General features: G+C 60.8%; 11 protein-coding genes. 3 read left to right on the forward strand and 8 right to left on the reverse strand.

All coding sequences use genetic code 11. The features are described 5' to 3' along the window. Positions 1-336 precede the first annotated feature (336 nt). Genes GRO01_RS09810 through GRO01_RS09820 form a run of 3 tightly spaced genes read left to right on the forward strand, consistent with a single transcriptional unit; the run spans position 337 to position 3,190 of the window. Positions 337-1,080 (forward strand): (Fe-S)-binding protein, encoded by a 744-nt coding sequence (locus tag GRO01_RS09810; protein WP_062511322.1) that lies wholly within the window; start codon positions 337-339, stop codon positions 1,078-1,080. After that, positions 1,077-2,600 carry a lactate utilization protein B gene (locus GRO01_RS09815; protein ID WP_062511323.1) on the forward strand — a complete coding sequence of 508 codons (1,524 nt, stop codon included), beginning with the start codon at positions 1,077-1,079 and terminating at the stop codon, positions 2,598-2,600. Before GRO01_RS09810 ends, GRO01_RS09815 begins: the two co-directional genes overlap by 4 nt. Further along, entirely contained in the window at positions 2,597-3,190 is a 594-nt protein-coding gene (locus GRO01_RS09820; RefSeq protein ID WP_062511325.1) for a LutC/YkgG family protein, read from the forward strand. The genes GRO01_RS09815 and GRO01_RS09820 overlap by 4 nt, the downstream gene beginning before the upstream one ends. Here GRO01_RS09820 and GRO01_RS09825 read toward each other — a convergent pair. The 8 genes from GRO01_RS09825 to GRO01_RS09860 form a co-directional block, all read right to left on the reverse strand. Further along, the gene (locus GRO01_RS09825) at positions 3,175-5,700 is read right to left on the reverse strand and encodes an excinuclease ABC subunit UvrA (RefSeq protein WP_062511326.1); all 2,526 of its coding nucleotides are present in this window, start codon (positions 5,698-5,700) and stop codon (positions 3,175-3,177) included. The two genes, GRO01_RS09820 and GRO01_RS09825, sit on opposite strands and share 16 nt — an antisense overlap. 79 nt (positions 5,701-5,779) lie before the next feature. Then, on the reverse strand, positions 5,780-6,385 hold the full coding sequence (locus GRO01_RS09830; RefSeq protein ID WP_062511328.1) for a response regulator transcription factor: 606 nt from the start codon (positions 6,383-6,385) through the stop codon (positions 5,780-5,782). Further along, positions 6,382-7,506 carry a sensor histidine kinase gene (locus GRO01_RS09835; protein WP_141306975.1) on the reverse strand — a complete coding sequence of 375 codons (1,125 nt, stop codon included), beginning with the start codon at positions 7,504-7,506 and terminating at the stop codon, positions 6,382-6,384. The genes GRO01_RS09830 and GRO01_RS09835 overlap by 4 nt, the downstream gene beginning before the upstream one ends. Then, on the reverse strand, positions 7,506-8,057 hold the full coding sequence (locus GRO01_RS09840; RefSeq protein WP_083541436.1) for a hypothetical protein: 552 nt from the start codon (positions 8,055-8,057) through the stop codon (positions 7,506-7,508). The genes GRO01_RS09835 and GRO01_RS09840 overlap by 1 nt, the downstream gene beginning before the upstream one ends. A gap of 120 nt (positions 8,058-8,177) precedes the next feature. Further along, entirely contained in the window at positions 8,178-9,428 is a 1,251-nt protein-coding gene (tyrS, locus tag GRO01_RS09845) for a tyrosine--tRNA ligase (RefSeq protein ID WP_062511332.1), read from the reverse strand. Between the two features lie 105 nt (positions 9,429-9,533). Continuing rightward, entirely contained in the window at positions 9,534-10,940 is a 1,407-nt protein-coding gene (locus GRO01_RS09850; RefSeq protein ID WP_062511334.1) for a hypothetical protein, read from the reverse strand. Continuing rightward, positions 10,937-11,863 (reverse strand): ABC transporter ATP-binding protein, encoded by a 927-nt coding sequence (locus GRO01_RS09855; protein WP_062511336.1) that lies wholly within the window; start codon positions 11,861-11,863, stop codon positions 10,937-10,939. Before GRO01_RS09855 ends, GRO01_RS09850 begins: the two co-directional genes overlap by 4 nt. Positions 11,864-11,978: 115 nt before the next feature. Next, complete coding sequence (locus GRO01_RS09860; protein WP_062511341.1) at positions 11,979-12,644, reverse strand: alpha/beta hydrolase; 666 nt, start codon at positions 12,642-12,644, stop codon at positions 11,979-11,981. Positions 12,645-12,758 lie beyond the last annotated feature (114 nt).

Consider the following 12,758-nt stretch of genomic DNA (forward strand, 5'->3'; position numbering starts at 1 on the left):
TTTCGTTAACGAAGAGAAAATCTTTTTTTGATTCTGGAAATATTCAGGGAAGATTTTTGACTTCTCCCTTTAATAAAAGAGCGGGCACGAAGATTTAAATCGGAATATCATATGTATAAAATCAATAAACAAATTAAAAATAAAAACATCAAAGGTAATTTTTTAAAAAATACAAGACCTAGTCCTATAATTCACTATTATTTTTTGGTGTTATTATCAGGACTAAAATACTCTTCTTATTGTGACTTTGATTCTCCCATAAACTTGTCTTTTGTTTCTGCGTTAATTTTATGAAACTGTCAGCGCAAGAGATGATTGAAGACAAAGGTATTCCCCATGAAGGTCGGTCTGTTCGTTCCATGTTATGTGGACATGTTTCACCCTGAGACAGGAATTGCGACTCTGGAACTGCTGGAGCGCTTCGGGCTGTCCGTTGAATATCCCGTTGACCAGACATGTTGTGGACAGCCCATGACCAATACGGGTTGCGAGCGTGAAGCGGCCAAGACGGAAGAGTTGTTTGTCCGCAATTTCGAAAAATACGATTACATCGTCACGCCGTCCGGAAGCTGCACGAATCAGGTCCGCCACAATATGACGGCCATTGAGGAGAGCGATGCTGTCAAACATGTCCGCAGCCGGACCTATGAACTGGTCGAGTTCCTGCATGATGTCCTGAAGGTCGATGCTTTCCCTTGGGCCGAGTTTCCGCATCGTGTTGCACTTCACAACAACTGCAACACGCTGCGGAATCTGCGGATCGCAAGCATGACCGAGCGCCGTGAGGAACCGTTTTCCAAGCCGAAAGCGCTCCTGAAAATGGTCAAGGGCATTGAGTTCGCCGATCTGACGCGGCCTGACGAATGCTGCGGCTTTGGCGGCACGTTCTCGGTGTTTGAAGAAGGCGTCTCGGCCAAGATGGGTCAGGACAAGGTCACGGACCAGCTGAAATCCGGGGCGGAATATGTCACGTCCTCCGACAGTTCCTGCATGATGCATCAGGAAGGCTGTGCACGGCGGATGGGTGCCAATCTCAAATATATCCACATCGCCCAGATCCTGAATGGAGCACGCGCATGACTGCCGAACTGCATGAAGAACTGACCGATCCGAATGCCGATCAGCTGGATCACGGTGCGGCATCCTCCCGGCCTCTGAAGTCGCGGATTTCGGAACCCCAGCCCCGTGGTGCCAAGGTTCATGGCAACCGGCCGATCGACCAGTCCGAAGCGGCAAACCGCTTTATTGCCGCGACCGAGCATGAAGCCATGCATGATGCGCGTCTGTGGGATCTGCGTCAGAAGCGTGACAAGGAAATGCACGGCATCGAGGAATGGGAAGAGCTGAGGGACCTGGCTTCGGGCATCAAGGAACACACGCTCTCCAAGCTCGATTATTATCTTGAGTTGTTTGAAAAGAATGCCACGGCCAACGGGATCAAGGTCCACTGGGCGAAGGATGGCGCCGAGCATAATGCCATTGTTCTTGATATTCTGCGCAAGAAGGGCGTGGAACGGCTGATCAAGAGCAAATCCATGCTGACGGAAGAATGTGGTTTCCGTCACTTCATGGCCGAGAACAATGTTGAAGTCATCGAGACGGATCTGGGGGAACGGATCCAGCAGCTTGACGACGAAGCGCCCAGCCATGTGGTCGTGCCCGCCGTGCACAAGCTGCGGACCGATGTGGCCGGTGTTTTTGCAAAGACGATCGGCTCCGACCCCGACAATGCGGATGCGCATTATCTGACGGAATGTCAGCGTGAGGCCACGCGTCCGCTGATCCTGTCGGCGCAGGCTGGCATGACGGGTGGCAATTTCGTGGTCGCGGAAACGGGCACGTTTGTTGTCTGCACCAATGAGGGCAATGCGGATCTGTCAGCCAACACGCCGTCGCTGCATATCGCGTCCATCGGGATCGAAAAGCTGATCCCCGGGCTTGATGATCTGGCCGTATTTGTCCGGCTGCTGTCGCGCAGTGCGCTGGGCTCTCCGATCACGCAGTACACGTCGCATTTCCGCGGCCCGCGTGAGGGCGGCGAAATGCATGTCGTCCTCGTGGACAATGGCCGCTCCGAGCGACTTGGAATGGAGAAGTTCTGGCGGGGGTTGAAATGCATCCGCTGTGGCGCATGCATGAATACCTGTCCGGTTTTCCGCCGCAGTGGCGGTCTGAGCTATGGCGCGACCTATGCCGGTCCGATCGGGCTGATTATTGATCCGACTTTCAACGTCCACAAATACCGCAATCTGCCATATTCCTCGACGCTGAACGGCAGCTGCACCAATGTCTGCCCGGTGAAGATCAACATTCACGAGCAGATTGCCGACTGGCGCAAGACGCTGGCGGGCGAGGGGGAAATCTCGCCAGTCAAGAAGGTCATGATGAAGGCGGCTGGTGAGGTTCTGGCGTCGCCGGTGGTCTACCGGGCGAGCCTGCCACTGGGACGCAGTGCGCTGCGGCATCTTCCACATTTCATGCTGTACAACAAGCTCAATACCTGGGGCCGCAAGCGCGACATTCCGGAGACGCCCAAGCAGACGTTCAATGAATGGTATCGCAAAAACCGGAAACAGCAGGCCGAAGGGGGAAAATCATGAGCGGATCACGCGAAGCCATTCTGGAGGCAATCCGGAAAAATCATATCCAGGGTGATCGTGCGCGTCCGAACGTGCCGCTTTTCGATCAGGCCGCGCCTGCGGATCTGAAAGAGCTCTTCCAGAAATCTCTGGAACGCATGGGCGGCAAACTGCTGACGCCCGATGCTGCAGATCCGATGGCTCCGGTGCGGCAGGCCATCGTCAAGGCGGGGCCTGTCCTGTCCTGCGTACCGGAATTCGAGGGGGACATGAAAGTCACCCCGCAGACGAAGCCAACGGATATTGCGCTGGTTGAATATGCCGTTCTGCGCGCAGCATTTGGCGTGGCGGAGACGGGATCGCTGTGCTTCACGGAAAAGCAGCTTCTCGTGAACACAACGGGCTTTCTGCCGCAGCATCTGATCATCCTGCTGGACCCGGCGCAGATCGTCTACAACCTGCATAATGCCTACCAGCGCCCGGAATGGACGCAGGCGCATTATGCCGTGTTCCAGAGCGGTCCGTCAGCGACGGCGGATATTGAGGGCGTGCTCGTGCATGGTGCGCAGGGTGTGCGCTCGCTGAGTGTGCTGTTTCATCCGGCGTCCTGAGGTCCGGGGTGAACGTAGCGGCGGAGGAACGGGGCGGTGACACTGTGTTCCGAAGCTGCGACGGTCTCCGGCGTTCCTGATGCCACGATCCGGCCCCCTTTGCGTCCCGCACCGGGGCCGAGATCGATGATCCAGTCACTGGCCGCTGTCACGCGCATATCGTGCTCGGCCAGAACGACCGTATTGCCCTGATCGACCAGGGCTTGAAGCTGAAGCATCAGCCGGTCTACATCGGCGGGATGCAGGCCGGTCGTGGGTTCATCCAAGACATAGAGGATGTGTCCGTTGCGCTGTTTCTGAAGCTCGGTTGCGAGCTTTATGCGTTGCGCTTCACCGCCTGACAGTTCGGTGGCGGGCTGTCCGAGCCGGAGATACCCAAGCCCTCCGCGACGCAGGGTGTCGAAGCCGCGTGCCAGAACAGGCACATCCGCAAAGACGTCACAGGCATCATCAATGCTCAGGTCGAGTACGTCCGCGATGCTGTGCCCGTTCCACAGGACTTCCAGCACTTCGGGTTTGTAGCGGCTACCGTGGCAGACGGGGCAGGGTGTCTGGACCGTCGGCAGGAACAGGAGTTCCACATCGACCGTCCCTACGCCTTCACAGCGCGGACATCTTCCCTTGGCGACATTGAAGGAGAACCATCCGGCATCAAAACGGCGTTTCTTGGCGTCCGGCGTTTCGGCAAACAGGCGGCGGATCGTGTCGAACAGGCCGGTATAGGTGGCGGGGTTGGAGCGCGGAGTCCGTCCGATCGGCTTCTGGTCGATCATGACCATGCGTTTGATCGGGCCGGTTCCGCCTGAAACGTTTCCCCTGGGTTCGCGATGTTCGGGGGGCGGGGCATCATCCGTGCTGTCGTCGTCGGGATCGATGTCCACTTTCTGGCCAAGAGTGCGGGCCATGATGGAGACGAGGGCCTGCCCGACGAGACTGGACTTTCCGGAGCCTGACACGCCTGTCACCGAGACCAGTACGCCGAGTGGGAGCGTCAGGGCCAGATGGTCCAGATTGTTCCAGCAGATGTCCGTCAGTTCCAGCGTGCCGGTTGGTTTGCGGACTGGTGTTGTGCGGGGCTGAACCGGGCCGAACAGATAAGGGCGTGTGCGGGACTCTTTTACGTTCCGCAGTCCCTCTGGCAGACCGCTATAGAGAATGCGACCGCCCCGTTCGCCAGCATCCGGGCCGACATCCACCAGCCATTCCGCACGGCGGATCACGTCCGGATTATGCTCGACCACGATCAGCGAATTGCCCGCATCGCGCAGTCCGTCCAGTGCCCGCAGAAGGGCCTGCGTATCGGCGGGATGCAGGCCGGAACTGGGTTCATCCAGCACATAGACCACGCCGAACAGGTTCGAGCGGATCTGCGTGCCGAGCCGCAGTCGCTGGTACTCGCCGGGCGAGAGGGTCTGCACGCTTCGGTCAAGCTGGAGATAGCCCAGACCCAGATCCAGCAACACGTCGATCCGCTCGATCATGGCTTCCACCATGCCTCGCGCGGCTACGGCCGTGGCGTCCTTTCCGTCGGCAAGCGCCGTGGCGGATGTGCGGAGTGAGGCGGCGATGTCTTCCAGTGTGCGGCTTGAAAAGTCGGCGATGTTCAGCCCGTCGAAGGTCACACGCAGGGCATCGGGGTTCAGGCGCTGGCCATGACACACGGGGCAGGGTGCGGATACCATGAAGGATGCCGCACGTTTGCGCATCTTCTCGCTTTGCGACTGCGTGAAGGTGTGCAGGACGTAGCGCCGTGCGCCGCTGAATGTGCCGTTGTAATCAGCCGGGATACCGCGCTTGATGGCGTCCACGACCTGAGCGTGGGTGCGTCCCGGATAGACGGGTTCGGTCGGGGTCTCCTCGGTGAAGAGGATCCAGTCCCGCGTCTTTTTCGGCAGGTCGCGCCAGGGGCAGTCCACATCCATGCCACGAGTGATGAGAATGTCGCGGAAATTCTGTCCCTGCCATGCCGTGGGCCAGGCCGCGACGGCGCGGTCACGGATGCTTAGGCTGTCATCGGGGACGAGCGTCTTTTCCGTGACGTCGTAGATACGCCCCAGCCCGTGACATTTCGGGCAGGCGCCCATGGGCGTGTTGGGGGAAAAGGATTCTGCTTCCAGCCGTGACAGGCCGGGGGGATAGGTGCCGGCGCGGGAATAGAGCATCCGCAGCAGGTTCGAGAGCGTCGTTAGGCTGCCGACGCTGGAGCGGCTGCTGCTTCCGCCGCGCTGCTGCTGGAGGGCGACGGCTGGCGGCAGTCCGTCGATGGACCCCACGACCGGAACCGGCATCTGGTCGAACAGGCGCCTGGCATAGGGGGAGACGGACTCCAGATAGCGCCGCTGGGCCTCGGCATAGATCGTGCCAAACGCCAGCGAGGATTTGCCGGACCCTGATACGCCCGTGACGACGATGAGCTTGTCGCGTGGCAGGTCCACATCCACGTTTTCCAGATTGTGTTCCCGCGCCCCTCTGACGCGGATCATCTCATGGGGCGAGGGCGTCTGGGACATGGGGCACTCCTGATGATGTCTGCCGGGAGTTTAACGCCCGCCGGACATCAGAGTATACCAGTCGATCTGTTTTCAGGCGCTACAGCCATCCGTTCGCGCGGGCGATGCGGCCAGCTTCTATGCGGTTTCGGGCGTCCAGTTTCTGCACGATTTCCGAGAAATAGTTGCGGACTGTGCCCGAGGACAGGGAGAGTTCCTCGGCAATTTCGCGGTTGGTGCGCCCGGCTTCGGCAAGGCGCAGCATGGCGCGTTCGCGTTCGGAGAGCGGGTCGGGCAGGGCGTCCCACACGGCTTCGGCCAGGTCGGGTGCGATGGCCCGGCCGCCTGCCGCGACTTTGCGGATGGCGGCGGCGAGTTGTGTGATGGGCGCGTCCTTGAGCATGTAGCCGCGCACGCCAGCCTGAAGCGCGCGGCGCAGATAGCCGGAACGGCCAAAGGTCGTCACGATCATGACGCGACTGGGCAGGCCTTCCTGAAGGATCTTTTCCGCAAGCTCGATGCCGGTGACATGGGGCATTTCGATATCGGTCAGGACAACATCGGGACGATGCTCGCGGATCAGGTCCAGAGCTTGCCGCCCATCGGTCGCCCGGCCGACGATCCGGATGTCGTCTTCGAGTTGCAGGAGGGCCTCGAAGGCATCGAGGAGCATGGTCTGGTCTTCGGCGAGGATGAGGCGGATCATGGGAGTGTCGTTGCAGTCAGCTTGAAGCCATGAGGGTAGGGAGAGACGGTCAGTGTACCGCCCGAGGCCGCCAGCCGTGCGCGCATGCCGCGCAGGCCGTTGCCTTCGACGATGCTGTGGGTCGGCTGTGGGGCCTGAAGCGGGCCGTCATCTTCGAGGATGAAGGTGTGGATATGGCCTTCCGCGTTCTGCTGGAAGGTCAGGGTGCAGGTCCGGGCATCAGAATGGCGGATGACATTCGTGACGGCTTCGCGCAGGGCCAGGGCGAGCACGCTGTTCTGCGGCTGATCGGCGGAGGGTCCGGGACCATTCAGAACGAGCGTGATGCCCGCCGTGTTCAGGGCCTTGCGGGCACGGTCCAGTTCGCGTTGCAGGGACGCGCCGTTCATACCGGATACGGCATCCCGGACTTCGCGCAGGGAGGTCCGGGCAATCTGGCTGATCTCGGTGAGTTCCTGTCTCGCCCGGGCGGTATCGCTGGAAAACAGCCGGTCGGCCAGTTCGGCTTTTACAGAAATCACTGTCAGGGAATGACCGAGAAGATCATGCAGGTCGCGGGCGATGCGTTCGCGCTCGGCGGTTGTGGCGAGGGTGCGGATCTCGTTCTGGGCCTCGCGGAGCTCGAAATTGCGGATGCCGAGCTGCCACTGCACCAGTGTGCCCATATAGGTGATGATGCTGAAAAAGGCGCTGGGGATGACTTCCAGCGTGGTTTTATGGCGGAAATGCCCGGAGATGATCAGGACGACCTGCAGCAGGATGACCATTGTGATGGACTGCCGCTTTCCGGGCAGGCGGGCGCACATTCCGGCGGCGAAAATGCAGTAGACCTCCCAGTCGCCATGCGTCCAGGCGCAGGCATAGCCGATCAGGTCGGTCAGGATGATTTCGCCGTAGCCGTAATACCGGTCTTTCCGGTAGGGCGCGAAATAGACCAGCAGGAAAACCAGCATGGCGGCCGTGGAGAACAGGGCGCCGGCAAGCGTGGGGCGGTGATAGCCCAGCAGCCATGGGACCGGGTAGAACAGCAGGTAGCTCAGATAGGCCACCAGATACTGGTTGAAATGGGGCCACGGCGTCTTGCGGTCCGCCAGATGGCGGGAGAGGGAATCTGCGGCCATCAGGTGAGGGTGGTTGAGGACATGTCCGGGGTCAAGAATACTCCCGAACACCACAGGCGTATGGCGCTTCCGGCCCAGATGGCAATGGCCGTGCCGAAACCCGCGACTTCGAGATGGTGCGGTTCGGGCAGGAGCATGGAAAGGCCGGAAATCAGAACGATGGCGCCGCCCATGACGATATGAACCGGTTCTCTCAGGGCGCGGCCCAGCGGAATGTAGGACAGGCCGATAATGGCTCCGAGAAGCGGATAGAACAGGTCCACCCGGTGATGGGCATGTGTCCATGATGCGGCGATGAAAATCCCCACGAAACGCAGGATCTTGATGCGGCGCGTCAGTTTCGGATCAAGGGAGATTTCGGGGTGTCGAAGCACAAGGTCGCGCCGGATGAAGCCCAGGACGAGAAGGACCGTCGGGATCGCGAGGATTGCAACGGTCAGGGCGGTGGGAAGCATGGCCGCCTGTGCGCCGCGTGCGGCCCAGAGAGCCGCGAAGGCCAGACCTGCACAGTCGGTCAGCAGACCACGCCAGTTTTTCCGCTCCGTCATCATCCGCGCTGCATCTCCATCGGGCGCGCCCCGTGACAAGGATGCCTGTTCCGGCGGAGAAAAACAGGGTGCAGTGTCAGATGCTGCGGATGACATCGGTCATGGCTGGGGTCATGACGGGCTTCAGACCGGGCGCAGCAGGATATGCTTCTTCTTGCCAGACGAGACCTTCAGAACACCATCCCGCAGGTCGTCGAGTGTGAAGGTCTGGTTTTCGTCCGAGACCACCACATCGTTGATGCGACCGCCACCACCACGGATCAGACGGCGGGCTTCACCACCACTGGCGGCAAGGCCGGCTTCCTGAAAGACGCGGAAAGCGGGCAGACCTTCGGCGATCAGGTTGGCGGGCAGGTCGATTTCCGGCAGGGCAGCCTGAGTGGAGCCCTGCTCGAAGACGCGGCGGGCCGTCTCGGCGGCTTCTTCGGCGGCGGCGCGGCCGTGGCAGATGGCGGTGGCCTCGGTTGCGAGGATTTTCTTGGCCTCGTTGATCTCCGAGCCTTCGAGCGCACCCAGACGTTCACATTCCTCAACGGGAAGATCCGTGAAGAACTTGAGGAAGCGGCCGACATCGGCATCTTCGGTGTTGCGCCAGAACTGCCAGTATTCGAAGGCTGGCAGCTTCTCTGGACGGACCCATGTGGCGCCCTTGGCGGACTTGCCCATCTTGGCACCCGACGACGTGGTGACGAGCGGAGTGGTCAGGCCGAAGATCTGCTTGCCATCCGTACGGCGCGTTAGATCGATGCCGGAGACGATGTTGCCCCACTGGTCCGAGCCACCCATCTGCAGGACGGCGCCATGACGGCGGTTCAGTTCGCGGAAATCATAGGACTGGAGGATGGAGTAGTTGAACTCCAGGAAGGTCAGGCCCTGTTCGCGTTCCAGACGCTGGCGCACGCTGTCGAAACCCAGCATCCGGCTGACCGAGAAATGCACGCCCACATCCTGTAGCAGGTTGATGTAGGACAGCTTGTCCAGCCAGTCGGCATTGTTGGCGAGGATGGCGCCGCTGGACGGGTCTTCATCGCTGAAGGTGATGAACTGGCGCAGGGATTTTTCGATCCCGGCGATGTTGTGCGCGATCGTCTCATTCGTGATGAGGGAGCGGGCCTCGTCGCGGAAGGACGGGTCGCCGATCTTGGCCGTGCCGCCACCCATCAGGGCGATCGGGCGATGGCCGTGCTTCTGGAGCAGGCGCAGCGCCATGATGGAGAGCGCATTGCCGACATGCAGGGAGTCCGCTGTCGGGTCGAAGCCCACATAGGCGGTGATCGGTCCGGCCAGCATGGCCTCGTCGAGGGCGTCGAGGTCGGTGCACTGGAAGATCAGGCCGCGGGCCTGGGCTTCGAGGAGGAACGGACTCTTTGGCATGGGTCGGTCTTGCTACGCTGCTACAGGGAATGAAAGGACGCGGACCCTAGCATGACCGGCGCGGGAGCGGAAACTCCGGGGCCGGACATGCGGGCGGGACGTGGGTCATTCGGTCTCGTAAGGCCAGTCAGCCCGCGCAAGCCGGGGCGGAACGAGAAAGAAGCACAGTGCCCCCAGTGCCGCGATGCCCAGGGCGATCGGGCCGAAAATGCGCGCGCCCAGGATAAACGGGTTGCAGAGCTGCAATATGAAGGCGGGTGCGAGGCTGAGTGCGACGACCAGATTCTGGGGCGGCTGTTTCATGACGAGGAAAGGCAGCGAGCCGCAGAATGTCACGCCAAGCGTGGCAATCAGGAGTTCCGCGCCATCCAGCAGGGCATGTGTGGGCGCGAGCGGCCTGAAAAGAGTGATGGGCAGCATGAGGCTCACGGTCCGGAGCGGAGCCGTCATAAGCACCCTGCTGGCCTTGGCGGTGAAAACCGCACGGACAAAATCCAGCCGGCTGCCGAAACGGCCGGTCGTCAGAAGCAGGGGCCAGTGTGTCCGGGTCCTGATCCATCCATCCTGCAGGGCAATCAAGATCGTCATGCCGGGTGTCAGATGCGCGATACGGGTGCCGAAACCGCCATGCCCCAATGGCAGGCTTGCCATGATCATGACGGCGCAGGCCGGCATGAACAGGCTGATCAGCAGATCGTTTTTCAGGGTGGTGGGAGAGGCGGGAGCGAGAAGCATCTGCCGTAACTGATAGAAGCTCAGGTCATGCGGCACGAGGCGGGGCGTGGTGTCCGGTGTCGGGAAAGCCGGTGCCGGAGCAGTCATGCCGTCCGTAGGGCTCATCATGGCCGGGGAATGCAGCCGGTTCGGCAGCGTCATGATGGCGGCCGTCAGCAGGCCCATCATGGCGATGTCAGCCGGAACAGTCAGGATGGCCGGACGTGTCAGGGCCCAGAGGGGGAAGTCGGTTGTAAAGGTCAGGAGCATCAGGCCGAGCAGCAGCGCGAAGCCGGTCAGGGTTGTGATGGCTTTGAGCCGGCGCGAACTCTGCTGCGGCGGTGCATACCACTGGGCGACGGATGGGACCGTATTGAGCAGCGTGTAGAACAGCGTGTCATGCAGCGGCACGCCGCTCCAGGCCAGCAGGCCCGACAATGCGACGAGAACGACCATGGACACCAGAGCCGCCGCACGTGCTTCGGCGTGAAGCAGGCCAGGAACGGCCCGGGCCTGTGAGGCTCCGATCTGGTTGCCGGCATGGGTCTGCAGGCAGTTCTGAAGGAAGGTCGCAGCAAGGGCTGCATTCAGAATGGAGGAATGCTTGAGGGCCTTTTCCAGACTTTGTGTCAGAAGGGCCGTATGCAGTTCGTGTGCCGTCATGACTGCCAGCAGGATGAAAATTCCCGCTGTGAAGATCATGGGATTGCCAACGAGAAAGACGCGCGTCCCATACAGGCGCAGCGCGCGGAGCATGTCGCTGCGTTCCAGTGCGCCGGAGGGCAGGAAGCTGTTCATGCTGCGGCGTTCGGTGTTTCCGCCTCTGCTGGGGTCGTGCGGGGCGCCGTGATTTCCAGAAAGGCATCCTCGAAATCTGGAACGACTGTTTGAATCCCATCGGGGAGGGCGAGGTCTTCAGTCCAGCCATGGACCAGCAGGGCGTCAGGGCGTTGACCGAGGATCTGAATATCGGCCGGAAGCGCTGCGAGAACCTGATCAGGCGTGGGATGCTCGAGCCAGCGGGTCGTGGCCCGGAAGGTTTCGGTCGGCACGTCAAGCACGACGCGGCCCTGACGGACGAACAGCAGGCGGGAGCACAGGCGTTCGAGATCGGACAGGATATGCGACGAGATCAGGATGCTGGCGCCTGTCCGCTGCGTATAGCTGTCAAGCAGGTTCATGAAGTCGCGCCGGGCATGGGGGTCCAGGCTGGCGACGGGTTCGTCCAGAACCAGAAACTCGGGGTTGTGACGCATGGCCAGCACAATGGCCAGACGCTGCTTCTGCCCACCGGAGAGGGATCGGACCATTTTTCGCGGATCGAGATCCGCCCAGGCCATCAGGGCCGGATCGACAGGAGGCAGCTCGCCGTAGAACGCGGCGATGTAATCCATGAGCTGGGCGACGCGGAACGTGCCGAAACCGGTCATCGTCTGGGGCACGAATCCTGTGCGGGCACGGATTTCGCGCGGCAGGGAAGCGATGCTGTGACCGAAGATGTCGATATTGCCGCTATCCGCGAGCAGGAAGCCCATGAGGCATCCGATCAGCGTGGACTTGCCTGCTCCGTTGCGTCCCAGCAGTGCCACGGTCTCGCCCTGTGCAATCGAGAAGGACACATCATCCAGCGCCGTGAAGCTGCCAAAGCTCTTGGTGAGGTGCGAGACCTCGACAGGCAGGGAAAATGGAGCACCGTGGGACGGAATGTTTCGGTCTTGCATGAAATATCCGGTTACATATTTGTCTGGACGGAGCAAGGGAGACGAAAGCCGGAATCAAAAAGGCTCTCCGGAAGGGAGAGCCTTTTTGAAAATGTCTGACAGGGCGGAACCCGGATCAGTCGGCAGCCAGTGCCAGAGCCTTGCGGCCACGCATCGTATTCACGTGGTCTTCGAGGGCTTCGGCAACCCGGTCGGCCTGTTTGGCGAAGATGTGGTCGGCGTCTTCGAAAATGCGATAGTCGACGGTCACGTTCTTCTGGGTGTTCAGCTTGTCCACCAGCTTGCGGATGCCCGGCTCGGGAGCCAGTTCGTCCTTGCCGCCGGCAATCATCAGGCCACCACAGGGGCAGGGGGCCAGAAAGCCGAAATCATAGTCATTGGCCGGCGGGGCCACGCTGATCCAGCCGCTGATCTCGGGGCGGCGCATCAGCAGTTGCATGCCCACGAAGGCGCCGAAGGAATAGCCCGAGATCCACAGTTCGGTGGAGTTCGGATTGACCATCTGCATCCAGTCGAGGGCGGCAGCCGCATCGGAAATCTCGCCGATACCACCATCATAACGGCCCTGGGACCGGCCCACGCCACGCGAATTGTAGCGCATCACCGAGAAGCCCATCTTCTCGAAGCTGCGATACATCGTATAGGTGATACGGTTGTTCATGGTGCCGCCGTGGAGCGGATGGGGATGCAGCACCAGGGCAAGCGGAGCGTTGGGTTCGCTGGAGTGGTGGTAACGACCCTCAAGCCGGCCGTCGGGGCCGGCGAACATCACTTCAGGCATGAATACTCTCGCACTGTGTCGGGCAGGATTGGAACTCTGCCGTCCGGTGACGCAGTGTATATCGATTCGCAAAACCCGATTTCCACCAAAATCGACACGGCGTTGCGATTTCCG

The organism is Gluconobacter roseus NBRC 3990, assembly GCF_006538885.1.
Classification (GTDB): domain Bacteria; phylum Pseudomonadota; class Alphaproteobacteria; order Acetobacterales; family Acetobacteraceae; genus Gluconobacter; species Gluconobacter roseus.

Coding starts and splice junctions, on each gene's coding strand:
- GRO01_RS09810 (WP_062511322.1), top strand. CDS start 337: ATGAAGGTCGGTCTGTTCGTTCCATGTTATGTGGACATGTTTCACCCT.
- GRO01_RS09815 (WP_062511323.1), top strand. CDS start 1,077: ATGACTGCCGAACTGCATGAAGAACTGACCGATCCGAATGCCGATCAG.
- GRO01_RS09820 (WP_062511325.1), top strand. CDS start 2,597: ATGAGCGGATCACGCGAAGCCATTCTGGAGGCAATCCGGAAAAATCAT.
- GRO01_RS09825 (WP_062511326.1), bottom strand. CDS start 5,700: ATGTCCCAGACGCCCTCGCCCCATGAGATGATCCGCGTCAGAGGGGCG.
- GRO01_RS09830 (WP_062511328.1), bottom strand. CDS start 6,385: ATGATCCGCCTCATCCTCGCCGAAGACCAGACCATGCTCCTCGATGCC.
- GRO01_RS09835 (WP_141306975.1), bottom strand. CDS start 7,506: ATGGCCGCAGATTCCCTCTCCCGCCATCTGGCGGACCGCAAGACGCCG.
- GRO01_RS09840 (WP_083541436.1), bottom strand. CDS start 8,057: ATGATGACGGAGCGGAAAAACTGGCGTGGTCTGCTGACCGACTGTGCA.
- tyrS (WP_062511332.1), bottom strand. CDS start 9,428: ATGCCAAAGAGTCCGTTCCTCCTCGAAGCCCAGGCCCGCGGCCTGATC.
- GRO01_RS09850 (WP_062511334.1), bottom strand. CDS start 10,940: ATGAACAGCTTCCTGCCCTCCGGCGCACTGGAACGCAGCGACATGCTC.
- GRO01_RS09855 (WP_062511336.1), bottom strand. CDS start 11,863: ATGCAAGACCGAAACATTCCGTCCCACGGTGCTCCATTTTCCCTGCCT.
- GRO01_RS09860 (WP_062511341.1), bottom strand. CDS start 12,644: ATGCCTGAAGTGATGTTCGCCGGCCCCGACGGCCGGCTTGAGGGTCGT.